Annotated in this window: 23 protein-coding genes; 15 read left to right on the top strand and 8 right to left on the bottom strand. The window is 68.6% G+C overall.

All coding sequences use genetic code 11. The annotated features are described in order from the left end of the window. The first annotated feature begins 126 nt into the window (after positions 1-126). Positions 127-705: a hypothetical protein gene (locus AB8M85_RS10120; protein ID WP_372698690.1), complete on the top strand. Its 579-nt coding sequence runs from the start codon at positions 127-129 to the stop codon at positions 703-705. After that, positions 702-2318: a GMC family oxidoreductase gene (locus AB8M85_RS10115; protein ID WP_372698689.1), complete on the top strand. Its 1617-nt coding sequence runs from the start codon at positions 702-704 to the stop codon at positions 2316-2318. The genes AB8M85_RS10120 and AB8M85_RS10115 overlap by 4 nt, the downstream gene beginning before the upstream one ends. 77 nt (positions 2319-2395) lie before the next feature. Here the strand turns inward: AB8M85_RS10115 and AB8M85_RS10110 are convergent, their stop codons facing one another. Next, positions 2396-3184: an IclR family transcriptional regulator gene (locus tag AB8M85_RS10110; RefSeq protein WP_372698688.1), complete on the bottom strand. Its 789-nt coding sequence runs from the start codon at positions 3182-3184 to the stop codon at positions 2396-2398. Between the two features lie 116 nt (positions 3185-3300). Next, positions 3301-3621, bottom strand: a complete 321-nt coding sequence (locus tag AB8M85_RS10105) for a putative quinol monooxygenase (protein WP_372698687.1) — start codon at positions 3619-3621, stop codon at positions 3301-3303. A gap of 209 nt (positions 3622-3830) precedes the next feature. Between AB8M85_RS10105 and AB8M85_RS10100 the strand changes: the two genes are divergently transcribed. Next, positions 3831-6653: an FAD-binding and (Fe-S)-binding domain-containing protein gene (locus AB8M85_RS10100; RefSeq protein WP_372698686.1), complete on the top strand. Its 2823-nt coding sequence runs from the start codon at positions 3831-3833 to the stop codon at positions 6651-6653. 370 nt (positions 6654-7023) lie between these two features. Here AB8M85_RS10100 and AB8M85_RS10095 read toward each other — a convergent pair whose 3' ends face one another. After that, positions 7024-7353, bottom strand: coding sequence for a hypothetical protein (locus tag AB8M85_RS10095; RefSeq protein ID WP_372698685.1), 330 nt, complete (start codon positions 7351-7353; stop codon positions 7024-7026). Positions 7354-7584: 231 nt separating this feature from the next. Further along, complete coding sequence (locus tag AB8M85_RS10090) at positions 7585-8790, bottom strand: PucR family transcriptional regulator (RefSeq protein WP_372698684.1); 1206 nt, start codon at positions 8788-8790, stop codon at positions 7585-7587. Positions 8791-9189: 399 nt separating this feature from the next. Here AB8M85_RS10090 and AB8M85_RS10085 point away from each other — a divergent pair, with 399 nt between their 5' ends. From AB8M85_RS10085 to AB8M85_RS10040, 10 genes are all read left to right on the top strand, one after another. After that, complete coding sequence (locus tag AB8M85_RS10085; protein ID WP_372698683.1) at positions 9190-10404, top strand: acyl-CoA dehydrogenase family protein; 1215 nt, start codon at positions 9190-9192, stop codon at positions 10402-10404. Positions 10405-10436: 32 nt separating this feature from the next. After that, entirely contained in the window at positions 10437-10976 is a 540-nt protein-coding gene (locus AB8M85_RS10080; protein ID WP_372698682.1) for a flavin reductase family protein, read from the top strand. A gap of 6 nt (positions 10977-10982) precedes the next feature. Then, positions 10983-11330, top strand: a complete 348-nt coding sequence (locus AB8M85_RS10075) for a Dabb family protein (protein ID WP_372698681.1) — start codon at positions 10983-10985, stop codon at positions 11328-11330. Next, the gene (locus AB8M85_RS10070) at positions 11327-12160 is read left to right on the top strand and encodes a transketolase (RefSeq protein ID WP_372698680.1); all 834 of its coding nucleotides are present in this window, start codon (positions 11327-11329) and stop codon (positions 12158-12160) included. Before AB8M85_RS10075 ends, AB8M85_RS10070 begins: the two co-directional genes overlap by 4 nt. Continuing rightward, a complete protein-coding gene (locus AB8M85_RS10065) occupies positions 12157-13191 on the top strand; it encodes a transketolase family protein (RefSeq protein ID WP_372698679.1) in 1035 nt (344 codons plus the stop codon). Before AB8M85_RS10070 ends, AB8M85_RS10065 begins: the two co-directional genes overlap by 4 nt. Before the next feature lie 25 nt (positions 13192-13216). After that, on the top strand, positions 13217-14575 hold the full coding sequence (locus AB8M85_RS10060; protein ID WP_372698678.1) for a M24 family metallopeptidase: 1359 nt from the start codon (positions 13217-13219) through the stop codon (positions 14573-14575). After that, positions 14572-15471: an NAD(P)-dependent oxidoreductase gene (locus AB8M85_RS10055; protein WP_372698677.1), complete on the top strand. Its 900-nt coding sequence runs from the start codon at positions 14572-14574 to the stop codon at positions 15469-15471. The genes AB8M85_RS10060 and AB8M85_RS10055 overlap by 4 nt, the downstream gene beginning before the upstream one ends. After that, complete coding sequence (locus AB8M85_RS10050) at positions 15458-16171, top strand: enoyl-CoA hydratase/isomerase family protein (RefSeq protein WP_372698676.1); 714 nt, start codon at positions 15458-15460, stop codon at positions 16169-16171. The genes AB8M85_RS10055 and AB8M85_RS10050 overlap by 14 nt, the downstream gene beginning before the upstream one ends. A 37-nt stretch (positions 16172-16208) precedes the next feature. Next, positions 16209-17579 carry an MFS transporter gene (locus tag AB8M85_RS10045; RefSeq protein WP_372698675.1) on the top strand — a complete coding sequence of 457 codons (1371 nt, stop codon included), beginning with the start codon at positions 16209-16211 and terminating at the stop codon, positions 17577-17579. Between the two features lie 120 nt (positions 17580-17699). Then, the gene (locus tag AB8M85_RS10040) at positions 17700-18845 is read left to right on the top strand and encodes an MBL fold metallo-hydrolase (RefSeq protein WP_372698674.1); all 1146 of its coding nucleotides are present in this window, start codon (positions 17700-17702) and stop codon (positions 18843-18845) included. A 182-nt stretch (positions 18846-19027) separates the two neighbouring features. On the opposite strand, the gene AB8M85_RS10035 is transcribed toward AB8M85_RS10040, so the two are convergent. From AB8M85_RS10035 to AB8M85_RS10020, 4 genes are all read right to left on the bottom strand, one after another. Further along, on the bottom strand, positions 19028-20551 hold the full coding sequence (locus AB8M85_RS10035; protein ID WP_372698673.1) for an MDR family MFS transporter: 1524 nt from the start codon (positions 20549-20551) through the stop codon (positions 19028-19030). Positions 20552-20733: 182 nt separating this feature from the next. Next, positions 20734-21225, bottom strand: coding sequence for a MarR family winged helix-turn-helix transcriptional regulator (locus AB8M85_RS10030; RefSeq protein ID WP_372698672.1), 492 nt, complete (start codon positions 21223-21225; stop codon positions 20734-20736). Between the two features lie 10 nt (positions 21226-21235). Further along, positions 21236-22768, bottom strand: a complete 1533-nt coding sequence (locus AB8M85_RS10025) for an FAD-dependent oxidoreductase (protein WP_372698671.1) — start codon at positions 22766-22768, stop codon at positions 21236-21238. Then, a complete protein-coding gene (locus AB8M85_RS10020) occupies positions 22765-23343 on the bottom strand; it encodes a TetR/AcrR family transcriptional regulator (RefSeq protein ID WP_372698670.1) in 579 nt (192 codons plus the stop codon). The genes AB8M85_RS10025 and AB8M85_RS10020 overlap by 4 nt, the downstream gene beginning before the upstream one ends. Positions 23344-23360: 17 nt before the next feature. On the opposite strand from AB8M85_RS10020, the gene AB8M85_RS10015 reads away from it, so the two are divergent. After that, positions 23361-24926 (top strand): FAD-binding oxidoreductase, encoded by a 1566-nt coding sequence (locus AB8M85_RS10015; protein ID WP_372698669.1) that lies wholly within the window; start codon positions 23361-23363, stop codon positions 24924-24926. Then, on the top strand, positions 24923-25816 hold the full coding sequence (locus AB8M85_RS10010; protein WP_372698668.1) for a diacylglycerol kinase family protein: 894 nt from the start codon (positions 24923-24925) through the stop codon (positions 25814-25816). The genes AB8M85_RS10015 and AB8M85_RS10010 overlap by 4 nt, the downstream gene beginning before the upstream one ends. The last annotated feature ends 64 nt before the right edge of the window (positions 25817-25880 follow it).

Genomic DNA, 25880 nt, shown 5'->3' with positions numbered 1-25880 from the left:
GCCGATAACCCCCATTGGCGCACCTGTGACCCGGGGCACAGACTGCAGGCATGGCTTCCCCGGCCGCGATTCGCAGTCCCGCAGCCGGGAACCGCGACGTGACCGCTACCAACCGAGGTGACAACGATGGCGTTTCCCGCAAAATACCCGGAGCTCAATGCGCTGGAGCTCTCCGATGAGGCGCGCCGGATCCTGACCCGGATCATCCGGGTCGCGTTCCCGCACCCGCAGTTCCCCGACGGCCCCTACGAACGCATGACCGCGAAGATCATCGAGGCCTCCGAGGAGTCCCGCTGGTTCCGGATGGCGCTGACCCAGGGGTTGATGACCCTGGACACGCTCACCGAGGAGCACTTCCTGGACCTGCCCGAGGACCGGGCGCTCGCCGTGCTCAAGCGCATCGCCGACCTGGAGTTCTTCGGCTTCATCCGGCGCACCGTCGTGCTCAACCTCTACGACGACCCCGAGGTGTACGAGGCGCTGGGCTACGAGGGCGAATCGTTCTCGCAGGGCGGCTACCTCAACCGCGGGTTCAACGACCTGGCCTGGCTGCCGGACCCGCGGATCGAGGAGAGCACCGAGACGCTGACCGAGGTCGGTCCGCTCCCGTACCCGGTGGCGGCCTGTGCGCCGCAAGAAGGCATCGAACCCGTCGGGAACCTGTTCAAGGGCACCGGCACCGTCGAGGAAGGGACCACACGATGAGCACCGAGCAGACGAACGCCGAGCAGACGAACACCGAGCAGATCTCGGCACGCTTCGAGTACGACGACGATTCGGTGGTGGTCATCGTCGGCTCCGGCGCCGGCGGCGGCACCCTGGCCCACGAGCTCGTCGGCAAGGGCATCAAGGTCGTCCTGCTCGAGGCGGGCCCGTACCTGAAGAACGAGGACTACCACCAGGACGAATGGGCCGCGTTCAACCAGATGGCCTGGCTGGACCCGCGCACCACCTCAGGATCCTGGCGCATCGCCCGGGACTTCCCGAACCTGCCGGCCTGGATCGTCAAGGCCGTCGGCGGCACCACCACCCACTGGTCCGGGGCCACCCCGCGGTTCAAGGCCCACGAGTTCAAGGCCCGCACCACCTACGGGCGCATCGACGGCGCCAACCTGCTGGACTGGCCCATCACCCTGGCCGACCTGGAGCCGTACTACGACCGTGCGGAGCAGAAGATGGGCAGCACCCACCGGCACGGCCGCCCGCCGCTGCCGGCGAATAACAACTACAAGGTCCTGGCCAACGGTGCCCAACGTTTGGGCTACCGGCACTACTCCACCGGGCCCTACGCCACCAATGCCGAACCCTATGACGGCCGCCCCGCCTCCATTCAGGACGGCTTCAATTTCCAGGGCGACAAGAACAAGTCCAAGTGGTCCACGATGGTGTCGGAGATCCCGAAGTCGCTGGCCACGGGCCTGCTGGACCTGCGCCCGGAATCCCACGCCGTCCAGGTCACCCACACCGCCGAGGGCAAGGCGGACGGCGTCGTCTACATCGACGCCGACGGGAACGTGCAACGCCAGAAGGCCCGCATCGTCGCCGTCGCGGGCAACTCCATCGAGACCCCGCGCCTGCTGATGCTCTCCGCCTCCCCGCTGTTCCCCGATGGACTGGCCAACTCCTCGGGCCAGCTGGGCCGCAACTACATGCGCCACACCACCGGCTCGGTGTACGCCAAGTTCGACAAGCCCGTGAACATGTACCGGGGCGAGACCATGGCCGGGCTGATCGCCGACGAATCCCGCCACGACGTGGACCGCGGTTTCGCCGGTGGCTACTACCTGGAGACCATCTCGCTCGGCCCGGCGTTCCTGGCCAGCTTCGTGGACCCCGGCGCCTGGGGCCCCGACTTCACCGCCCTGCTGGATGACTACGTCAACACCGCTGGATTGTGGGTCATCGGCGAGGACATGCCGCAGGAGGCGAACCGGATCACGCTGAACACCACGGTGACCGACCGGCTCGGGCTGCCGGTGCCCAACGTGCACTTCGACGACCACGCCAACGACGTGGCGATGCGCGACCACGGCTACCAGCAGGCCTCGCTGCTCTACGACGCCGTGGGCGCCCGCTCCACGCACCGCACCCCGCCGTACCCCTCCACCCACAACCTGGGCACGGCGCGGATGAGCGAGCGGCCGGAGGACGGGGTCGTCAACGCCTACGGCCAGACCCACGACGTGCCGAACCTGTTCGTTTCCGACGGCTCGCAGTTCACCACCGGCGCCGCCGCGAACCCGACCCTGACGATCGTCGCCCTGGCCATCCGCCAGGCCGAGTACATCGCCGACCAGCTCGCCACCTCGGCGCTCTAGGTCCGGCGTTCACGAGAGGACCACCAGCGCACGACGACGGGGCCCGCCTCAGGCGGGCCCCGTCGTCGTGCGCCGTCCTACTGCCCCAGCAGCGAGGTCCCGCGTAATGCCTTGCTGACCCGGGAGGCGACATCGCGCAGCAGCACGGCGACCTGGGCGGAGCGGGCCGCGAAGTCGGCCGGGTCCATCGACACGGCAACGGATCCGACCGTCTGCCCCGCCGGGGTGGTGACCGGGGCTGCCAGGCAGGAGGCCCCGCGGATGAACTCCTCGCGTTCGATGGCGATGCCCGAGTCCCGGACCCCGGCCAGCTCGGTCGCGAAGACCGACGGGTCGGTGATCGTGGCCGCCGTCATCTCCGGCATCCCGTGCCGCGCCAAGTAGGCGCTGCAGCGTTCGGGCTCCAGGGCGGCCAGCAGGACCTTGCCGAAGGCGGTGGCGTGCGCGGCGTCGTTGAAGCCGAAGCCCATCGGCGTGATCCGCGGCCGGGTGGGGGAGTCGACGACGTGGGCGACGACGATGTCCTCGCCGCGGTGGACCGCATAGTAGGCGGCGGCGTCGGCGCGCACGTGCAGCTCGCGCACCAGCCGGGCGACCGAGGGCGGCGTGCCGACCTGCCGGCGCAACGAGGCATCCAGTGCGTGGAGCTTGTAGCCCAGGCCGTAGCGGCTCTCGTCCTTCAGGTGCACCAGGTGTTCGGAGGCAACCAGGGTCTTCAGCAGCCGGTAGACCGTCGGCAGCGGCATCTCGAGTTCGGCCGCGATGTCCTTGGCCGTCATGCCCCGGCTGTGGGAGGCGACCACGTCCAGCAGGGCGAAGGCCTTCTGGACCGAGGCCAAACCAGTCAGTGCGTCATTGCGTCCCATGCGCCCATCTTTGCCGTCGCCGCGTGCGGACAGCAACTTAAGACGGCCGGGCCGGGCCCGGGGTGGGGCCGGCCCGGCCGCCGCCTGCGGTGCCGGTGGGGTGCCTGCCGAACGGTTCAGCCGACCTGCAGCTCGCCCATCCGGTCCCAGGCATCGCCGTCGATCTGCCGGCTGATGATCCGGGGGGTCTCCGAGAGCGCGGGCAGCATGTCCCGCATGGCCTGTTGGAAATGCTCGCTTTTGACGTGGGCCTCGGCGCCGTCGTCGGCGAAGGCCTCGACGAGGACGTACTCGTGGGGGTCCTCGAGGCTGCGTGACCAGTCGAACCAGAGGTTCCCGGCTTCGGAGCGGGTGGCCTCGGTGAACGAGCGGGTCAGCTCGGGCCAGCGGTCTGCCCACTCGGGCTTGACGGGAAATTTGACGACGATGAAGATCATGGGTGGTCCTTCCGGTGGCGGATGCCCGGCGCCTGTGCGGCGTGGGGTGGCGGTGTGCTGTCCGCCCAGTCTCACCGGCGGGCACCCGCCCGGCCAACGGGCTTTATCGGTGGGCGAGAACGGGCCCGGACGACCGCCACCTCCGGGCCGTAGGGTGTAGTGGATCCCCACCCGCCGACGCAACCGGAAGAGCAGAGAGGCGACCGCACATGCTGAACACCCTGAGGTCCGCGGTGGCCGACCCCTCCCGCGTCTCCGACCGTGCCATCGACTTGCACGCCACCGCCCACGACGCCTCGCACTTCCTGCTCATCCCGCAGGCCGTCGTGACCGCCGCCAACGCGGCCGAGGTCGGCGCGCTCATGGCCGCCAGCGCCGCGCAGGGCGTCGCGCTGACCTTCCGCTCCGGCGGCACCAGCCTCAGCGGCCAGGCCGTCTCGGACTCCGTGCTGGTCGACGTGCGGCGGAACTTCCGCGATATCGAGGTGCTCGACGACGGGGCCCGGGTCCGGGTCCAACCCGGCACCACGGTGCGCGCCCTGAACGCCCGGCTGGCCCGCCACGGCCGCCGCTTCGGCCCCGACCCCGCCTCGGAGGCCGCCTGCACCATCGGCGGCGTGGTCGCCAACAACTCCTCCGGCATGAACTGCGGCACCACCGAGAACACCTACCGCACGCTCGAATCGATGACCCTCGTGCTGCCCTCCGGCACCGTCATCGACACCGCGGAGCACGACGCCGATGCCCGGCTCCGCGCGCTGGAACCGGACCTGCACGACGGGCTGGACCGGCTCGCCCGCCGGGTCCGCGGCAATCCGGCCTCGGTGGCGAGGATCCGCCACCAGTTCTCGATGAAGAACACCATGGGCTACGGTCTGAACTCGCTGCTGGACTTCGAGACGCCCGTGGACATGCTCGCCCACCTGGTCATCGGGTCCGAGGGCACGCTGGGTTTCGTGGCCGAAGCCGTGTTCCGCACCGTCGCCAAACCCACCCACACCGCCACCGGCCTTCTCGTCTTCCCCGACCTCGCGGCCGCGAACGCCGGACTCCCGGACCTGGTGGGCACCGGGGCGAATACCGTGGAACTGCTCGACGCCACGTCGCTGCGCGTCGGCCAGTCACTCAAGGGCACCCCCGCCGTCGTCGCCGGGCTGGACGTGCGCAACCACGCGGCGCTGCTCGTCGAATACTCCGCGGGCGAAGCAGCCGAGCTCGAGGAGCTCCGGCACCACGGCGCCGCCACCCTGGGGTCGCTGACGCTGGACTCCCCGGCCGAATTCACCACCGACGCAGCGGCCCGCGCCTCCCTGTGGCACCTGCGCAAGGGCCTCTACGCCTCGGTCGCCGGCGCCCGACCACAGGGCACGACGGCGCTGCTGGAGGACATCGTCGTCCCCGTCCCCGCCCTCGGGCGGACCTGCGAGGGCCTCATCGACCTGTTCGGGAAGTATGGCTACCAGGACAGCGTCATCTTCGGCCATGCCAAGGACGGCAACGTCCATTTCATGCTCACCGACGGCTTCGCCAGCGACACCGAGATCGAGCGCTATAGCGCGTTCACCGAGGACATGGTCGACCTGGTCCTCGGCGAGGACGGCTCGCTCAAGGCCGAACACGGCACCGGCCGCGTCATGGCCCCCTATGTCCGCCGGCAATACGGCGACGAGCTCTACGACGTCATGCGCCGCATCAAGACCCTTTGCGACCCGGCGGCCATCCTGAACCCCGGCGTCCTGCTCGACGACGACCCAAAGGCCCACCTGCGCCACATCAAGACCGCACCGCCCGTCGCCGAGGAGGTCGACCGCTGCGTCTCCTGCGGCTACTGCGAACCGGTCTGCCCCAGCAAGGACATCACGCTCACCCCGCGTCAGCGCATCGTGACCCTGCGCGCCATCGAGACCGCCCGCCGCGCCGGAGACACCGCACTGGTCGCCGAACTCGAACGCGACTACGACTACGAATCCGTCCAGACCTGCGCCGTCGACGGCATGTGCCAGACCGCCTGCCCGGTCGACATCAACACCGGCGACCTGGTCAGGAGGCTGCGCCAGAACGACGCCGGTGCGCTGGCAGGTGCCGGATGGAACCTCGCTGCCAAGAACTGGGGGCCGGTGACCCACGGCGCCTCCCTGGCCCTCACCGTGGCCCGGAAGGTTCCCGAGCCGGCCATCCGCCCGGTCAACCAGGCCGCCCGGTCCGTCCTGGGCGCCGACACCGTGCCGCTGCACTCCGCCGAACTCCCCGGCGGCGGAACCGCCCGGCGCCGGCCGGCCCCCGCGGGCCCTCCGGCTGCGGTCTACTTCCCGGCCTGCGTGGGCACCATGTTCGGCCCCGCAGGACGCGGGGACGACGGCGGCGCTCCCGGCCTCGGGGTCCAGGCCAGCTTCGAGGCGCTGGCCCGCCGCGCCGGGATCGAGTTGCTGGTCCCGCCGGCCATCGACGGGCTGTGCTGCGGCACCCCCTGGTCGTCCAAGGGCATGGCCGCCGGCAAGGAGACCATGCGCCGGCGCGCCGCATCCGTCCTGCGCGAGGCCACCCGCGGCGGGGAACTGCCCATCGTCTGCGACGCCTCGTCGTGCACCGAGGGCCTGATCCACGCGGTGGAAGCCGACCAGCCGGACCCGGGCGCGCTGCCGCTGCGCGTCATCGACGTCGTTGAATTCACCGCCGAGCACCTCCTGCCCGGGCTTCCCGAGGCCGCGAAGCTGCCGTCCCTCGCCCTGCACCCGACCTGCTCGTCGACCCGGCTGGGTCTGAACCCGGCCCTCACCGTAGTCGCCGAGGCCGTCGCCGAGCGCGTCGACGTGCCGGACAACTGGGGGTGCTGCGCGTTCGCGGGGGACCGCGGCATGCTCCACCCGGAGCTCACGGCGTCGGCAACGGAACGGCAGGCACGCGAGATCGCGGCCTTCGGCTCCGCGGCGCATGCCTCCTGCAACCGGACCTGCGAACTGGGCATGACCCGGGCGACCGGCGAGGACTACCGGCACGTGCTGGAGTTGCTGGACGAGGCGACCGCCGGCTGACATCCGGTTCGTGGACGACCAATCGCATGCTCTCGGCGGCCTGTGGATCCTCAGAGGCCGCCATCAGGAGCCGGTCCGTCCTTCACGCAGCCCGGTACTCCGTCAGCAGTTCGCCGGGCATTCGCTTGCCGGCGCTTCGCTCGCGGGTGGCCAGCGAGTCCATCAGGTCCAGAGCGATCACGGCCAGAGGCGTTACCCCGTCCTGGGGCACGTGATTGAGGTCCGCCTCCCCGAGCACGGTCTCCCCGGCAACAAGGCTTGTTCGAGGATCATCCGTCCATCTTTCCAGGAGCCCTGCGCGGCCGGTCGATCGCGGCCTGTTGGCGTACCCTCCTTGCCTCAAGATGTTCGCGAGGATTTTACGCGTTCCTCAACTATTCTGCTCGCGAAATCCCCGGAGCACCGCATTGGGGTTGTAGGTCGGCCCGGTGATCAGCTGACTCTGGATTGCGTTGATTTCCCGGGTGATTGCCGCAGGAGTGATGTCACGGTTGGTTAGGACGAGAAACCGGGCGTGGCTGTCCTCGAGGGCGTGGTAATCCAGCATCCGCTGGTAGACAGTGCGGGGTTCGTCGTAGGCCCTTCGCCTCCGACTGGCCCGGGTGGTCGTGTATTTGCTGGCGGCATCCACCCCTATTGCTGAAGCCTTGGCCGAGGCCGACGATGTGCCGAGGGTTCCGGTCCACAGTATCTTCGCCAAGGACCGCGGCATGCTCCACACGTTTCTCACGGCTTCCGCCACGGCGGGCGGACGAGGTCGCCGCCGTCGAATCTGCGGCGCGTGCCTCCTGCAACCGGACCTTCGAACTGGTCATGGCGTGGCCACCGAACAGGAAAACCACCGCGTTCTGGAGCTGCCGGGCGAGGCGACCGCGCCCTGGCGGCGTTACACATGCTGATGGAGGAAGCGCTGGGACATCAAATCCCCGGATCACGCCAGGGTCTTCAGGTCCTCCCTGAACCCGTTGGCGGCGTTTTGCGGGGCCGGGTCCAGGAGCACGACGTCGGGCACCACCTCAGCCAGTTCCAAGGCGCAGCGGAGCCGATATGACGGCACGGTCTGAGGCAAGGACTCGTTGATCTGCCGGATCCGATAGGCCACGGTGTTCCGGTGCGCATGTAGCACCTCTGCAGTCCGCATCAGGCTGCCCTGGTGATCGAGATACAGCATCATGGTGCGCCGCAGCTCGAGCGAGCGCTCGCTGTTTGTGGATAGGTCATGTCCGAGTGTGCGGTGAACGAACGCCGTCGCCCGCTCCGGGTCCTCCAGAAGCAGCGAAAGCAACTCGACGTCTTCGTATGCCGTGAGCAGGGCCCTTTGATAGGCGACCCGCGCGACACGCTCGCTGGCCAGGGCTTCCCGATGCGTCCTGCCGAATCCGCGGGGGCCCTTGCGGCGCGTGCCTGCGGCGATGCGCAGGTTCGGCGGCCACGCCCCGAATTGTTCCAGCGTGGTGAGGGCGAGGGGCCTTTGGGACCCCACCCAGAGCGCGACGTGGCGGATGCTCTCGTTGTGCACCAGCGAACCTCCCGTCGCGTGGGTGAGGCGCGCTACTTGCTCCGCCACCTTGCCGAAATCGAAGTGCCGGAACGTGTCCGGATCGGCTCCTTCCAGCCACAAGATGAAGCCGGTGTGCCATTGTTCCAAGTCGTAGTCGAGAGCACCGCGCACCGAGCTCGTCACCTCCGCTCCGGCGAGCACCAGGGCCAGCGCCTCGGAGACGCGTCCTGAGGTGCTGACTTGCCGTCGTTGGACCTCTTCGCTGTACCTCTTGGATACGGCCTGGACGAGGCCGGTCCAGGATTCGGAGACATCGCGGGTCAGGCTGCGCGCGGCGGATAGGCGTTCGTCACCGGGAACCGCGGCATCGACGGCCGATAGGAGCTCATCGGTGAGGAATCCCTGGCCGGCGTGGATGTTCCTCACGACCTGGTCGAGGGGAATGCCCCGTGACGCATAGAAGTCGGCGTTCTCCAACGGTTCGGTGGATCGGGCCAGCCACTCGTGGTCGTCGGTGAACAGGGCGGCCAGGGAGTCGACGCTGCTGGCCTCCGTCGCCCGCCGCAGGACGTCTATCTCCTCGTCGTCCCGTTCGCCCGACCAATCCGTTAGCTCAATCAGGATGCTCTCTGCCATCCGGTGCCCTGCCTGGACGGCCCACATGACAGCGGGACGGCCGAGCACCTTTTCGGCACGTCGCCGACACCCGATGGAACTGTAGAACTGTGCCGGCTCGGCGGCGGTCAGCAGTGTTACCCACGGGTGTTTCATCGATCCTCCGGAACTCGCAGCAGTGCGCTCCTAAGAGTGTGGGCCACATCGCATGAATCCATCAACCGACTTGTGCCGCCCTGCCAACCATGACTGTTGGCCTTGTGCTGGCAGCACGAACCACGGCCGTTGCAGCCCGCTCGGTGCCAGGCGCGCACAGTGACGGGCACAACGTTGACTCCTGGGCACGTAGTGGCCAGGAACCGCGGCGATCAGGCTGGAGAGACGCAAGACATTCAGGTTCCCCACCCATTAGGAGTTGTCATGACCACCACCGTCCCCCCGGTCCTCGAAGACCTGGTCAGCCCCACCGAACCGGCCACGGATCTCGTCGAGCGTGCCGCAGCCCTGCGCGACCTGCTGCGCAACCATGCTGCCGACGGGGACCAGGGCCAGGCCAACCCCGCCGTCGTCGAACAGCTCGCGTCCGAGGGGCTGCTCGAGCTCACCGTTCCGCGCCGCTACGGCGGCCATGAGGCCAACACCCGCACGCTCGTCGACGTCCTGGTCGAACTCGCCCGCGGCGACGGCTCCGCTGCGTGGTCAGCCATGCTGGTCAACATCGGCAACTGGTTCACCAGTACCTGGCCGGTGCGTGCCCAAGACGAGATCTGGGGCGCCGATCCGAAATCAAAGGTATGCGTCATCCTCAATCCCATGTCGACGGCGGAGCGCGTCGAGGGCGGATACAGGATGTCCGGAAAATGGGGCTTCGCCTCCGGTTCGTACATGACCACCCACGCCATGCTCGGATTCAATGCACCGCAGACCGACGGCAGCGTCCGCCACGCCCTGGGCATCGTGCAGCCGGGGGACTGGGCCATCGAACGCAGCTGGTACCCGATGGGACTCAAGGGCAGCGGCAGCGACACCGTCGTCGTTGAGGATGTGTTCATCCCCGAACACCGCATCCAGTACTTCGACGACATGGTCGAGGGCAACTACCTGTCGGAGCTGGCGGCCGGGGAACCCCAGACCCGTGCCTCGTTCCTGCCCAAGGGAACGATCATCTTCGGTGCCATCCAGATCGGGCTGGCCAAGGCCGCTGCCGATCTGGCCGTGGAGCGCCTGCGAAACAAGGGCGTCACCGGCACCGTCTACGCTCAGGCCCGCAACTCCCCGGTCCACCAATTGGCCGCAGCCGACGCGCTGACCAGGATCGACCTCGCCGAGCTCCTGGCACACCGCGCCTGCCAGAACATTGACGATGCTGCCCACGCCGGCGAGAACCTGCCCGAACTCGTCCGGGCGCGTGTCCGCAATGACACCGGAACGATCGTCACCCTGGTGGGCGAGGCGCTGGACCAGCTGCTCAAGGCGGCCGGTTCCGGCAGCTACCTGGCCACCAGCCCACTGCACCGCATCTACCAGGACGCGCTGACCGGTGGATCCCACGCCCACGCCACGCCCCAGGTCGGCAAGGAAGTCTACGGACGCCTGCTCCTCGGCGCGGACGGCGGCGTCACGGTTCACGTGTGAGCCAACCGAACAACCCACACCAGGAGGACAACATGACCACCCTGACCAACGAACACCCCACCCGCGTCGCCGACACCGTCGACATGGCCCAGGCAATGCGCAACGTGCTGGGCAACTTCTGCACCGGCGTCGCCGTCATCACCGCCAACACCCCCGACGGGCCCGTCGGCATGACCGTCCAGTCCCTGGTCAGCATCTCGCTTGACCCGCCACTGGTCCTCTTCAGCCCGCAGAAGACGTCCACCACGTGGCCGCAGATCCAGCGCGCCGGTAGCTTCTGCGCCAACATCCTGCCCACCGACCACCAGGACCTGGGGATGCGCTTCGCCCGGAGTTCGGCAGGAACCCGGTTCGACGGCGTCGGCTGGCAATCCGGTATGACGGGCGCACCCGTGCTCGATGGTGCATTGGCATTCATCGAATGCCACATCGACCAGGTCCACGAGGCCGGCGACCACTACATGGTCCTCGGCCGGGTCCAGGACCTCGGTGAGGTTACCGCGGGGGAGCCCCTGTTGTTCTTCAAGGGCGGGTTCGGTTCCTTCAACGGTGCCAACCGCACCGGGAAGTAGATGACCATGATCGAGCACTACGTCCTCTTCGCCGTCGCCGACGGGCGGACCATGGACCTCGAATGCGCTTTGGCCGAATTCAGCGAGGCCATGACCTACAACTGTCCCGCGCTTGTGCAGATCAGCTGGGGCCCCAACGACAACCCGTCGGGCCGGCAGCGCGGATTCACCCATGGCTGCTTCGCGCAGATCGACGACGACGGTTTTGACACCTACTGGCACCACCCCGCCCATCAGCGTCTGCTGGGCCAACTCGACGAGTTGTGCACCGAGCGCTTCGCCATGGACTACCGCAGCGGACCGGTCATGGCGCCAGCCATCGCCGGCACCCCACGAAACAGGAGCACCCGATGAACATCACAGCCGTCGGCAACACGAAACCAGCCACGGACATAGAACCCCGCCGCTTGGCGGCCCAGATCCGCCTGGAGGCCACCCGGATGATCGCCCCCCAGGGGTTCGGCTACCTCGGCCAGGCGCTCTCCAGCGCCGAACAGGTCGCTGCAGCCTTCGCAGTCCTCGACTGGGACAGGGACCGGTTCATCTGCTCGCCCGGACACTACATCATCGTCCCCTACGCAGCCGCCGCGGCCCTGGGAATGCTCTCCCGCGAGCAGCTGGACAGCTACGGAAAGAACGGCTCGACGCTGGAGGCCATTGGAACCGAAAGTTCGCCCATCGTCGACTACACCTGCGGATCCCTCGGCCAGGGTCTCTCAGCAGCTGCGGGTTTCGCCCTCGCCGACGACCTGCGGGGGGGCCCAAAGGGCCGTGTCTTCGCCCTCGTCAGCGACGGGGAACTCGAAGAGGGACAGACTTGGGAGGCGGCGCTCTTCGCCGCCCACCATGGCCTGGATCGGCTGACCGTTCTGCTGGATGCCAACGACTCCCAAGTCGACGGGCCGATTTCCGGCATCACCACCATCGAGCCCATTGCCCGGAAATGGGAGTCGTTCGGCTGGCATGTGGTCGACATCGACGGGCACGACGTCGACGCTGTGGCAGCCGCCCTGCGCGATGCCGATGCAGAGACCGGGAAGCCATCGGTCCTGGTCTGCCGCACGTCCACCGTCCACGGGCTGGACTGCCTGCCCGACGACGCCGATGGCCACTTCATCAAACTTCCGCCCGAACTGGCAGCGGCCGCCGAGGCCGAACTGACCCGGACCCTGGAGACGCTATGACCACCAATGCCCCGGAAACCACACGGTTCCGACCCGCCCCCTACCCGACGACGCTCAAGCCCTACGGCCAGGCGCTGGTCGAACTCGCAGCCGAACGCCCGGACGTGCTCTGCCTGACGGGCGACCTGACCCGGCAGTGCGAGATCGACCTGTTCCAGGACCGCTTCCCCGAACGCTTCATCCATTCCGGTATGGCCGAAGCGAACATGATGGGCATGGCGGCCAGCCTTGCGCGCAGCGGCTTCACCCCGTTCGTGCACACGTTCGGAGTCTTTGCCACACGTCGTCCCTACGACCAGATCGCCAACGCCATCGCCTACCCGAACCTTCCCGTGCGCATCATCGGCTTCATGCCCGGACTGTCGACCCCCGGTGGGCCCAGCCACCAGGCGATCGACGACGTCGCCCTGATGCGCGTCCTGCCGAACATGACGGTCATCGACGTTGCCGATGCCGTAGAGGTAGCCCAGGTGGTGCCGGCCATCGCCGACATCAACGGCCCCGTCTACGTGCGCCTGAAGCGCGGGGAAATCCCGGTGATCTTCCCCGAAGGCCACGAACTGTCTCTGACCCGCGCGCAGACGCTCACCGACGGCGAGGACGTGGCGATCTTCGCCAACGGCATGATGCTCGCCGCGGCACTGGCGGCCGCGGAAACGCTCGCCGGCGCCGGCATCACGGCCTCGGTGGTCAACGTCCCGGTCATCAAGCCGCTGGATCGACAGGGCATTGCCGCCGCCGCAGCGGGCGCCCGGGCCGTCGTCACCGCCGAAAACCACTCGATCATCGGCGGCCTCGGTTCCGCAGTCGCCGAGACGATCGCCGAAGCCGGCCTCGGACGACCGCTGCGCCGCGTGGGCGTCGCCGACACCTTCGCAGAGGGTTCGCTCAACGCCCCGTACCTCTTCGAGAAGTACGGACTCGGAACCCAATCGATCATCGACGCCGCCTGGTCCGCCCTTGCTCGCGACGACGCCCCACCCCAGGCGCCGGCCAGCGAATCGAACCCCGGCGAGTACTCGCCCGTCTAACCCCCACCACGCCAAGGAGAACACCATGTGCAACCCCAACGGACAGCGCCGCCCCCTGCCGAACTTCTACCAGGCCACCCAGGGTGGCAGCCCCATCGCCTCCCCGGGTGACGCCACCGCCGTCGACTGGGAGAACCGTGTCAACATGGATCGCCTGCGCACCGAACGCCTCGCGAAGGCCATGGAACAGCTCGAACGCTCCGAATTGGGCGCCCTGGTCCTGTTCGACATGAACAACATCCGCTACACCACAGCCACCCACATCGGGAACTGGGCACGGGACAAGTATTTCCGGTGCGCGCTGTTGATGCGAGGCCAGGACCCCATCCTGTGGGACATAGGCTCCGCAGCGAAGACGCACCAGAGCTTCGCGCCCTGGCTGCCCGAGGACAACTGGCGCGCCGGCGTCTCGACGTGGCGTGGAGCGATTCCGGCAGAGGTCGGCATCGAGGCGGCCAACGCCAAGCGCATCGCCGACATCCTGCGTGAGCACGGGCTCGCCAACGAGCCGGTCGGCGTCGACGTCGTCGAACTCCCGGTCCTGCGCGCCCTCGAGGCGGAGGGACTCTCGATCGTCGACGGCAACCACCTGATGCTCGAGGCCCGCACGATCAAGACCCCCGACGAGATCGCCCTGCTGAACCACTCTGCGGCCCTGGTCGACGGCGCCTACGACGAGCTCTACCGCTTCCTGCGCCCCGGGGTGAAGGAAAACGACGCAGTGGCCCTGGTGAACAAGTTCCTCTACGAGAACGGCTCCGAAGAGGTCGAGGCAGTCAACGCGATCTCCGGTGAACGCTGCAGCCCGCATCCACACGTGTTCTCCAACCGGTTCATCCGCCCGGGCGACACCGCCTACTTCGACATCATCCACTCCTACATGGGGTACCGCACCTGCTACTACCGCACCATGAACGTCGGCAGCGCCACCATGGCCCAGCGCGACGCCTACAAGCAGGCCCGCGAGTACATGGACAATGCCATCACCGAGGTCCGCGCCGGGGCCTCCAGCGCCGACATCGTCAAGCACTTCCCGGCCGCCCGCGAGTTCGGCTTCGACACCGAGGAACAGGCGTTTGGCCTGCAGTACTGCCACGGCATCGGCCTGGGCCTGTGGGAGCGTCCGCTGATGAGCCGCTACCACTCCCTGGACCACCCGATCGAACTGGAGGAGGGCATGGTCTTCGCCATGGAGACCTACTGGCCGACCCCCGACGGTTCGGCAGCGGCCCGCATCGAAGAGGAACTGGTCGTCACCAAGGACGGCTGCGAACTGCTCACCCGCTTCCCTGCAGACCAGCTCTACGTCGCCGGCACCCGCTACTACACCGGCGTGGAGATGCCGGCCGCTGCTCCTGCCGAAACGGCAGCGGTGACCGTATGAGCGGCGGCGTCGGCTGGCTGGGGACCGGGAAGATGGGCACCGCCCTGGCGGCCCGGCTCCTGGAGGCCGGACACCAGGTGTCCGTCTGGAACCGGACGGCTTCGAAAACCGGCCCACTGGTCCGCCGCGGTGCCGACGCCGTTACCCAACCGCGGGATCTGGCCACTTGCCGGATTGTCTTCACCACCGTTGGCGGTGACACCGACCTCGAACAGGTCGTCACCGGCCACAACGGGATCCTCGCCGGGGCCACGCGTCCGGCGATCATTGTGGACTGCTCCACGGTATCGGCCGAGGCCTCGGCCACGGTGCGGGCCGCCGCCGCCGAGGCGGGCGTCGCCTTTCTGGCCGCCCCGGTCAGCGGCAACCCGGGAGTCGTCACCTCCGGAGGCGCGTGCATCGTCGCCTCGGGGCCATCGGCCGCCTACGACGAGGCCAAACCACTGCTGGACTGCCTCGCCGGGACCGTCGTCCCGGCGGGGCCCGGGGAGGGGGCCCGCGTGGTGAAACTCGCCCACAACCTCTACCTGGGCGTGATGGCCCAGGCCCTGGCCGAGGTCACCAGCCTGGCCGAACACGCGGGTGTCCGCCGGGCCGACTTCCTGGAGTTCCTCGGCGGCACCGTGCTCGGATCCCGGTGGATCAGTGCCCGCGCCGGGGCCCTGGCGACCCGTGACTACACGCCGACCTTCACCCTCGACATGCTCCGCAAGGACCTGTCGCTGGGAACGAGCGCAGCAGGTGCCCTCGGCGTCCCGTTGCCGCTGGCCGCCGCCGTGGAGCAGCTGGCGGCGATGGCCAGCGGGCAAGGCCACGGGGACCAGGACCTCCTGGCCCTCGCCGAACTGCAACCAGCACCCCAAATAAGCGAAGGAGTACACCATGAACACCCCTGAAAGGACGGCCTCCGTCCGCATCCACCGCGAGGATGCTGTCGCGTACTTGACCCTTGAACGCGGGGACCGCAACCTGCTTGACGCCGATATGACGCGGGAACTGGCCTCCGCCCTGCGCTCCCTGGATGACGACGACGCGGTCGGCGCCGTCGTCCTGACCGGTGCGGGAGGCATCTTCTGCGGTGGTGCAGATGGCCCCCACATCCGCGCCAGCGGCACCGCCCGTGAGTTTGCCGACGCCGTCGTGGATCTCTTCGAGCTCTTCCCGACTCTGCGCACCCCGGTCATCGCCGCAGTCAACGGTGATGCGCTCGCCGGAGGTTTCGGACTGGTCTGCAGCGCCGACGTCGTCATCGTCGTGGACACCGCCCGGTTGGGCACCATCGAGGCCACCCTCGGAACCTGGCCGGCAGTGGCCCAGGCACCGGCGTTGCGCCGAGTCCCCGCCAAGGCTGCCATCACGAACATCCTCACCGGCGAACCATTCACCGCTGAACGCGCCGAACGCCTTGGAGTGGTCGACGAGGTGGTCCCCGCGGCGGAGCTGGACGAACGCGTCGCCCACTACGCCCGGGCCGTCCAGCTCTCCGGCGCCGCCGGGCGGCTCGGCCGGCCGCTGATGCATGCGGCCCTCGACCAGGACTACGGGCAGGCACTGCGCTCCGGAGCCGAAGGGTTCGTCGAACTCTTCCGGGCCTAAACGTCCCATCATCCACTCGCTGACAAGGACCACCACCATGAAGGAAATCCGCGAAAAGATCGAGTCCTCGGCCATGTCGCCGGTCCAATGGCTCGTCGTCGCACTCTGCGTCTTCCTCAACGCCCAGGACGGCTTCGACATCTCGGCGGTCGCCTACGCGTCCACGGGCATCACCAACGACTGGGGCCTGAGCGGCACCGAGCTGGGGGCGATCATCAGTTCCGGCCTGGTGGGCATCGTCGTGGGTGCGTTCGTGATGTCCCCGCTGGCCGATTGGATCGGCCGGCGCCCCTGCATCGTCATCTGCCTGGCACTGACGGCAGTCGGCATGTTCGCCGCATCGGCAGCCGCCGGCCCGGGCAGCCTGACCGCCTGGCGGTTCATCACGGGACTCGGGATCGGCGGTGTCACTGCCAGCATCAACGTCGTCGTCGCCGAATACACCAGCCCCAGGTGGCGCGGCATGAGCATCGGCATCTACACCGCGGGATTCGGCGTGGGCGCCACGCTCGGCGGACTCGCTGCGGCCACCCTGCTGGACACCCAGGGGTGGCGGTCGATCTTCGTCATCGGAGGGATCACCTCGGTGGTGGCCATCGTCCTCACGCTGCTCATCCTGCCCGAATCCATCGCCTTCCTGGCCCAACGCCGCGGCGCGGCAGCCCTGGACCAGGTGAACCGGATCCTGCACCGCATGCGCATCTCCCCGGTCCGGCAGATCACCCGCGAGGTCGTCCAGCGCGGGACGGAGAACCCGTTGGGCCAGATCGCCGCGCTGTTCGGCCGCCAGCTGCGCAGCCGCACCCTGCTGCTGTGGGCCGGCTTCTTCTGCTCGATGTTCGCCTTCTACTTCCTCTCCGGCTGGACACCGCGCCTCGTCGTACTCGGAGGACACGACGCGTCGACGGCGGCCCTGATCGGGTCGATCCTCGCGATCGGCGGTTCCATCGGTTCGGTGGCCTTCGGCCTGCTGTCCCACCGTGCCGGAACGATCCGCCTGCTCCTGATTTTCGCCGCGCTGGCCGCCCTGGTCTTCGTCGGCTTCGGGCTGTCGATGGACTCGGTGCCGGTCCTGCTCGTGCTGGGATTCAGTGCCGGCCTGCTGGCAAACGGCGTCTTTGTGGGCCTGTTCACCCTGGCACCGGAACTGTATTCGGCCCGGATCCGCGGCACCGGCGTCGGCTGGGCCAACGGGGTCGGGCGGTCCGGCTCCGTGCTGGCACCGATCGTCGTCGGCGTCCTGGTGGATCGTGGTCTCGGTGCACCGGTGCTCTACGGCCTCGCCGCGGGACTGCTGGTGCTGCTCATGGTCGCCGTCGCCGCCTTCAGGACCCTGGGGCTCCACCACCACTCCCACGCCGGGGAAACGGCCGTCGAAACCGAAACGGCCCAGGACGCCATGCCCTGACGTACCTGAACACCCAAACCCCCACGAAAACGACGACGGGGCTCCCGCGGGAGCCCCGTCGTCCAAATGGCCGGTGCGGCCGATGAATTCAAGCGAAACACACTGTGAAAGGAACCTCGGATGAGGCACGACGACGAACAAGGTCCCGGAACCTGGTTGCCGACAGAGCTGTCCCGACGGACAACTTTGACTGGACTGGGCGGAATGGCCGCAGCCGGACTGGCGATGGCGGCCGGCGGCGTCGCGGCCCATGCGGCATTTCCCGCCGATGGCCGCCGACACGGCAAACGCTCGCGGGCAGAACTGGTGCTGCTGGGCACCCAGGCCGGTCCACCACCCGTGGGGGACCGGGCCGGTATTTCATCAGCGTTGGTGGTGGAAGGGCGTACCTACGTCGTCGATTGTGGGCGTGCCGCGGTCAGCCAATACATGCGGGCCGGATTGTCGCTCGACTCGTTGGAGTCGATTTTCATCACCCATCTCCATGCGGACCATGTAGCGGATTACTACAATTTCCTGCTGCTCGGCGGCCACATTCCGAATCCCGAAGGAGACACGATCTCCGGGCCCATCAACATCTACGGTCCCGGCCCCGCCGGCGGACTGCCCGAAAAACATGGGGGTGGAACGGCACCCGTCATCAGCCCGGAGAGCCCAACTCCCGGCACCCGCGAACTCACGGAGCGCATGCACGAAGGCTTCGCCTACAGCCACAACATATTCCTGCGGGACATGAGCATCAGGGACGTTCGGGATCTGGCCCAGATCTCGGAAATAAAAGTTCCGGAACACTCAGCGAGTTACAGAAACACCGCCCCCGCCATGGAACCCTTTGTTGTCATGGAAGACGAGCGGGTTAAGGTAACAGCCGTCTTGGTACCCCACGGCCCGGTCTTCCCATCCTTCGCCTTTCGATTCGACACGGACTATGGGTCGGTCACCTTCTCCGGGGATACAGCGAAAAGCCATAACCTTGTTCGCCTCGCGCGAGGAACCGACATCCTGGTCCACGAAGCCGTCAGCGTCGAAAATGCTGACCTGCCGGAGGCCGATTTGGAGCACATGCTCCAGTCGCACGTCAGGGTGCAGGAAGTGGGAAGCGTCGCGGTCGCGGCCGGTGCCCGGCACCTGGTGTTGTCTCATATCTCGGATCTCGCGGAACACCCGATTGATGAGCGAAAGTGGTCGTCGTGGGCGAAACGGGGTTACCGCAGGAGAGTCACCATTGGTTCGGATCTACAGCGGTTCCCCTTGTCGCGACGTTGAAACACGCGGGTGCCCTGTCCATGTGTGGCAGGTAGTGAGTGGAGCGGATCAGGGCCCGGTGTGATGCTTCCGTTCGTCCGGCGTCCGACGGCGGGACAAGGGGCTCGACACGAATCGGCGAGACGCACCAACGACGACGGGGCTCCCGCAGGAGCCCCGTCGTCGTTCTCTTGTGCCCGGTGTCAGGCGTCGATGTCGGCGAGGCGCTTGGCCCCGGCTTCCGGTGCCGGTGCGGCAGCCGCTAGGTTCTTGACGAAGAACGAGCACACCACGGCCATCAGACCCAGGATGCCGCCGACGAAGAACGCCTTCTCCGTACCGGAGACCAGGCTCTCCACGGAGTCCAGGCCGGCGGCGGCGGCCAGGGTGGTGCCGACGGTCATCGTGGCGATGAGGATCGCGGTGCCGGCCGCGCCGCCGAGCTGCTGCAGCGTGTTCACGATGGCGCTGCCGTGGCCGTAGAGCTCGCGCGGCAGGGAGCTCAGCGCGGTGGTCATCAGCGGGGTCATCAGCATGCCGAAGCCGATGGAGAAGACCACGTGCATGGCCACGATCAGGCCCAGGGGGGTGTCCACCTGCACGGTGGACAGCCACCACTGGCCGGCGGCGAGCATGATCGCGCCCGGGATGACCACGGGGCGCGGGCCGACCTTGTCGTAGAGGCGGCCGATGACCGGGGAGATGATGCCCTGGACCAGTCCGCCGGGCAGCAGCAGCAGGCCGATGGTCAGCACGCTGACGCCCATGCCGTTCTGCAGGAAGATCGGGATGACCATGACGGTGCCCAGCAGGGTGCCCATCAGGAGCATGAGCATCGAGGCCGCGAGGCGGAAGTTGTGGATGGCGAAGGGCCGCAGGTCCAGCAGGACGGCGCCGCGGGAGCGCAGGGCCGATTGGCGGGAGATGAACACGGCCAGGGCGATGGCGCCGATGACCAGTGCCGCAATCGGGGCCCAGGCGCCGTGGATCAGTTCGCCGATCGAGGACAAGGCGTAGACGATGCCGCCGAAGGCCACGGCGGAGAGGACCACCGACAGGACATCCAGCGGGGCCTTGCGGACCTCGCCCGAGGTGCGGATGGCGATGATGCCCACGATGAAGACGATGACCGCCACGGGGACCATCAGCCCGAAGACCCACCGCCAGTTCAGCGCGTTCAGGACGAGGCCCGAAAGCGTCGGGCCGATGGCCGGGGCCACGGAGATGACGATCGCGTTCAATCCCATGATGGTGCCGCGGTAGGCCACGGGCACCGACGTCAGGGTGGTGGTCATCAGCAGCGGCAGGATGATCGCGGTGCCGCCGGCCTGGACGATGCGCGCCAGCAGCAGGACCGAGAAGGTCGGGGCGATCGTCGCCAGGACGGTTCCCAGGATGAACATCAGCAGGGCGACGGCAAACAGTCGGCGCGTGGTGAAACGCTGGAGCAGGAACCCGGTGGTCGGGATGACCACCGACATGGTCAGCAGGAATCCGGTGGTCAGCCACTGGGCCGTGGTGGCATCGACGTGGAAGTCGGCCATGAGGTTCGGCAGCGCCACGCTGAGCACTGTCTCATTGAGGATCATGATCATGGCCGAGAGCACCAGGGCGGTGATCGTGGCGGCGACGCCCTTCGTGGCGCGCTCGGGGTCGATGGCGCGTGCTCCTGCCGACGCCGTCTCGGTCTCGGGGGAGAGCCCCTCGGGGCGGGTGGAATGGGTCATGAATACCTCGGAATCGTGGTGGGCTTTGCAAGCAGCTCGGCCACGGGACCGGCCGGAAGCCACATCCTCGGAACGGCGGCCGGGATGCGTGGTCGCGCATCCGGGCAGCACCCTGCTCATAATTACTTATAAAAGTATAAGTGTCTATTCGTGAACGGGCAAAATACCCGGCCTCCGGGGATTCAGCGGGAGGTGAGTTGTGCGCTGAGCCGGTCGAGGATGCCGGCTGAGCGCCGCAGGTGTTCGCTCTCCGCCGGGGTCAAATGCGCCGCGGCGGCCGCGATCTCGCCGGCCCAGGAGCCCTCGAACAGCGCCTTGATGCGCTGGGCCTCGGCGGTCGCCGTCAGCGAGACGTAGCGGCGGTCGGAAGCGTCCCGGTTGCGGGTGACCAGCCCGCGGGCCACGAGGTCCTTGAGCTGGGTGCTGACGTTGCTGAACTGGCGGTCGAGCCGGGTCGCGAGATCGGCGACGGTGATCCCGGGGTGGGCTTCGATGGCGCGCAGGATGTCCAGCATGCCGTTCGGCAGCGGCCCGTAGCCGGTTCTCTGGTGCGAGGCGCGCCGGATGTGGTCGGAGATGTCGACGATGGCCGCCGCCAGCTGCACGTACTCGGTGGCGTGGGCGTTCTCCGGCCGCTTCTCGGTGTCCATCGAACCATCATAAAGTTGGGCCATGGAGTCGACGCTACCGCTGGCCCGCGCGATGGGCAGCCACCAGCTCCAGCGCCCGCTCGGCCGCCGGACGGGCGAGCTCGATGTCCTCGGGGATGAGGGCGATGCGGGTCCTGCGCTCGAGCAGGTCCTGCACGTCCAGGGCTCCCTCGTGGGTGATGCCGAAGACCAGCTCCGCGAGCGTGGCAGGAAGGTGCGGGGCAAGAGGAGCCAGCAGTTCGGCGTCGTGCAGGCCGGTGACGGCCCGCGCGTTCTCCAGCACCAGCTGCGCCTCGGTGCCGAAACGGCGCACGAGCCGCGGGTGGCCCTCGAACCGGGCCAGGGCGTCGCGCGAGGCGGCCCCGAGCAGGGGCAGGTTCCGTGTCCGGCACCTTCCGGGGGCCAGATGTGTGGCGTCGACCGCGTCCTCGGCCATGCGCCGGTAGGTGGTCAGCTTGCCGCCTACGATGGTGATGACCCCCGCGGCGGACGTGAGGACCGCGTGTTTGCGGGAGAGGTCCGCCGTCGACCCGTCGCTGTCCAGTAGGGGCCGCAGGCCGGCGAAGGCGCCGACCACGTCGGAGCGGCGCAGTGGCCGGTCGAAGGCCGCCGAGACGACGTCGAGCAGGTAGCCGATTTCCGCCTCGGTGGGTTGGGGGACGTCGGGGATCCCGCCGTCGACCTCCACATCGGTCAGCCCGACGTAGATGGTGCCGTCATGCTGCGGGAGCAGGAACATGAACCGGTTGGTGGTCCCCGGGATCGGCACCGTGATGGCGGTGTTCAGCCGCGGGAGCGTCTCGGCCCGCAGCACCACGTGGGTGCCCCGGCTGGGCTTGAGCCTGACATCGACCAGGTCCGCGGCCCACACGCCGGTGGCGTTGATGACCTTCCGGGCGGTGACCGTGCGGGTGTTGCCGGTGAGCTCGTCGCGCAGGTCGGCGCTGCCACCGTCCACCGAGAGCGCGCGGAGGCGGGTCCGCACGTCGGCCCCCTGGGCCACCGCGGTGCGCGCCAGGCCCAGGACCAGGCGGACGTCGTCCTCCAACTGGCCATCCCAAGAGAGCAATGCGCCACGCAATCCGGCACCGCGCAGGGGCGGTGCCATGGTCAGGGCCTCGGTGCGGGAGACGCGGCGGGGGTGGGGGAGTGTGTCCGCAGCGGTCCGGGCGGCCAGGCGCAGCACGTCACCGGCGATGAACCCCAGGCCGGCCAGTGCGGCCTGCCCGTGGCCGACGCTGGACATCAGGGGCAGCAGCATCGGCAACGCGCGGGTCAGATGCGGGGCGGTGCGCTCCATGAGGATGCCGCGCTCGACTGCGCTTTCGTGGGCCACGCCGAGCTGGCCCTTGGCCAGGTAGCGCAGGCCGCCGTGGACCAGCTTGCTGGAGAATCGCGAGGTCCCGAACGCGACGTCGTGGGCATCGACCGCCAGGACCGAGAGCCCGCGGGAGGCTGCGTCCAGGGCGACGCCCGCGCCGGTGACGCCGAGGCCGACGACGAGGACGTCGAGGTCCGTGGGCAGGTCCTCGAGGCCGTGGCCGATGGCCGTCGGGCGGGTGCTCATGCGCTCAACCCCCGGGTCAGCAGCGCTGCGAACGACGCGGCGAGTGCCTCCTCGTCGATCCCTCCAGGGTCGGTCATGGTCTGGGCCGAGATCGCCAGCCCGTGGGCTGCGAGAACGACGGTGCGGGCCAGCAGGACCGAGTCCCCGGGGCGGATGTTCCCTGCCTGTTGGCCGCCGGAAATCTGCTCGGCGAGGAAGGCCAGGATCGAATCCTGCGAGCGCCCGCGCCGATCCAGCAGGTAGGGCAGCAGCAATTCGGGGTCGACATCCAGGACCCTGCCGAACAGGGGGTTGGCTCGCAAGGCAGCCACGGCGGCGAGGGCGCCGTTGGCGACGTCCGCGGCGGTGGGGGCATCGCCGTCGTGCCCTGTCGGCAGGGTGGACATGATGGCCTGCCATTCCCGGGTCATCAGGTCACCGAGCAGCGACTCCATATCCGGCCAGGTGCGGTAGATGGTCATGCGCGAGACGCCGGCGCGCCGGGCGACGTTGGTGAGCGTGGTGCGCTTCCAGCCGACGTCGAGGAGGGATGCCCGGGCGGCATCCAGATAGGCATTGTGACGAACTGACATCATATGTCACACTGTAACGCATGTCACCAGAAATGCACCCCACCCGCTGGGGCAACCCGTCAGCTGCCACCGGGCTCTCCGCCGAGATGCGCGGATTGATCGACTTCGCGGTCGGCGCCACGCGCGACACCCCCGCGGTCACCGACGCCAGGCTGCCGGTCGGCACCCTGGCCCCGGAGCTCGTCGAGGGGCTGCGCCAGATCCTCGAAGGGGACCACGTAGACGTTGGCGATTCCGCCCGCCGCCTGCACACCCGCGGCAAGTCGACCCCCGACCTGCTCAAGGCCCGGGCGGGGGACCTGGACGATGCCCCGGACGCGGTGCTCCGCCCGGGGAGTGCGGCGGAGGTTGAGGCGCTCATGGCGTATGCCGTTGAGCACCACCTGGCGATCGTCCCCTTCGGCGGCGGCACCTCGGTCACCGGCGGGCTCGCGGTGGCCCGGGAAGGATACGCCGGAGTGGTCGCCGTGGACCTGGGCCGGATGAAGGCCGTGCGCGAGGTGGACACCGAGTCCATGACAGTGGTCCTGGAACCGGGCCTGCGCGGTCCCGAGGCCGAGGCGGAACTGGCAGGGCACGGGCTGACGCTGGGTCACTACCCACAGTCCTTCGAGTACGCCTCCATTGGCGGGTTTGCCGCCACCCGCTCCTCCGGCCAGTCCTCGGCCGGATACGGCCGCTTCGATTCGATGGTGGTCGGCCTCTCGGTCATCACCCCGCAGGGCCCGCTGGAACTGGGGACCGCGCCGGCCAGCGCCGCCGGCCCCGACCTGCGCCAACTGGTCCTGGGCTCCGAAGGGGCGTTCGGCATCATCACTGCAGTGCGCGTGCGGGTGCGGAAAATGCCCGCCGAAAAGGTGTACGAGGCCTGGCGGTTCGAGTCGTTCACCGCAGGGTCCGAGGCCATGCGCCACCTGGCCCAGAACGACCTGCTGCCCACCGTGCTGCGTCTCTCCGACGAGACCGAGACGATGATCAACCTCGCCTCGCAATCCGACGTCGGCGGGGAGGCCGAAGGCGGGTGCGTGATGATCGTCGGCTACGAAGGCGAATCCGTGGCCGGCCGGCGCGAGCAGGTCACCGCCGCGCTGGCCGAACTCGGCGGGACCGCCTTGGGGGAGGAGAGAGGTGCCGCCTGGGCGAAGGGCCGCTTCCACGCCCCCTACCTGCGTGATTCCCTGCTGGATGTCGGCGTGCTGGTCGAGACGCTGGAAACGGCCACCTTCTGGTCCAATCGGGAGAACGTGTACCAGGCGGTGAAGAAGACGCTGAAGTCTGAACTGGGGGAGCGGCGGATCGCGATGTGCCACATCTCCCACGTCTACGAGACAGGCTGCGCGCTCTACTTCACCGTGGCCGTCTCCGAAACCGAGGACCCGCTGGCCCAGTGGGCCGCGGCCAAGGAGAAGACCAGCCAGGCGATCATCGACGCCGGCGGCACCATCACGCACCACCACGCGGTGGGCACCGACCACAAGCCGTGGCTGGCCCAGGAGATCGGACCGGTGGGCGTGTCGATCCTGCGCGCCGTGAAGCGCGAGCTGGATCCCACCGGGGTGCTGAATCCCGGTGTGCTGATCCCGTGAACCGCGCCTACTCCTTCCTGGTGAACCGTTCCTCCGGCGGCGGTTCCGGGGTGGGGGCGGTGATTCCGGTGGCCCGGCTGCTGCGCGAGGCCGGCGCCACCGTGGAGGTCTCCTATTCGCCCGGCCCCCGGGCCACGCTGGAGGCGATCGGGGCAGCCGTGGAACGCGGGGCCGTGGTGGTCTCGGTGGGCGGGGACGGGATGCTCTCCTCCATCGCCGGGGAGGTGGCCCGGCTGGACGGGACGCTGGGGATCCTTCCGGCGGGCCGGGGCAACGACTTCGCCCGGATGATCGGGTTGGACCATGCCCCGGAGGCGATCGCCCGCACGCTGCTGGAGGCCGAGCCCGCGGCGACCGACCTGATTGCCGCCACGCTGCCCGATGGCGCCCGACGCTGCGTCGCCGGATCGGTGTATGCCGGGGTCGACGCGCAGACCGCCGACCTGGTCAACCGGGTCCGCCGGCTGCCCCGGAAACTGCAGTACCCCGCGGCGGCGGTGACCTCGCTGGCCCGGTTCGTGCCGTCGTCGTTCACCGTGACCGTCGACGGGAGCGAACACCGCTTCGAGGCGGCCTGCGTGGTGGTGGCGAATTCGGGCTATTACGGGTCGGGGATGCACATCGCCCCGTCCGCCGCGGTGGACGACGGCGAACTCGAGGTCGTCGTCATCACGGCGACCGGGCGGCTGGACATGATCCGCGCGTTCCCGAAGGTCTACGACGGTTCCCACATCGGCCTGGATCAGGTCCGGGTCCTGCGCGGGAAATCGATCTCCATCTCCGCCCGGCCCACCGTTTCGCTCGGTGGCGACGGCGAGCCACTCGGGAACCTGGGGGCCGACCCGTTGCGCATCGAGGTGGACCCGGGGGCCTTGCGGCTGTTGCGCTGACGCACGACGTCGGTGCCGTACCGGGTGCACTCGCGGGATGCGCCCGGCACGGCACCGACTGGGA

It is taken from the genome of Arthrobacter sp. JSM 101049 (assembly GCF_041679245.1).
Classification (GTDB): domain Bacteria; phylum Actinomycetota; class Actinomycetes; order Actinomycetales; family Micrococcaceae; genus Arthrobacter_H.
The sequence above is the reverse complement of the archived record's forward strand: the minus strand, read 5'-3'. Positions and strand labels throughout refer to the sequence as shown.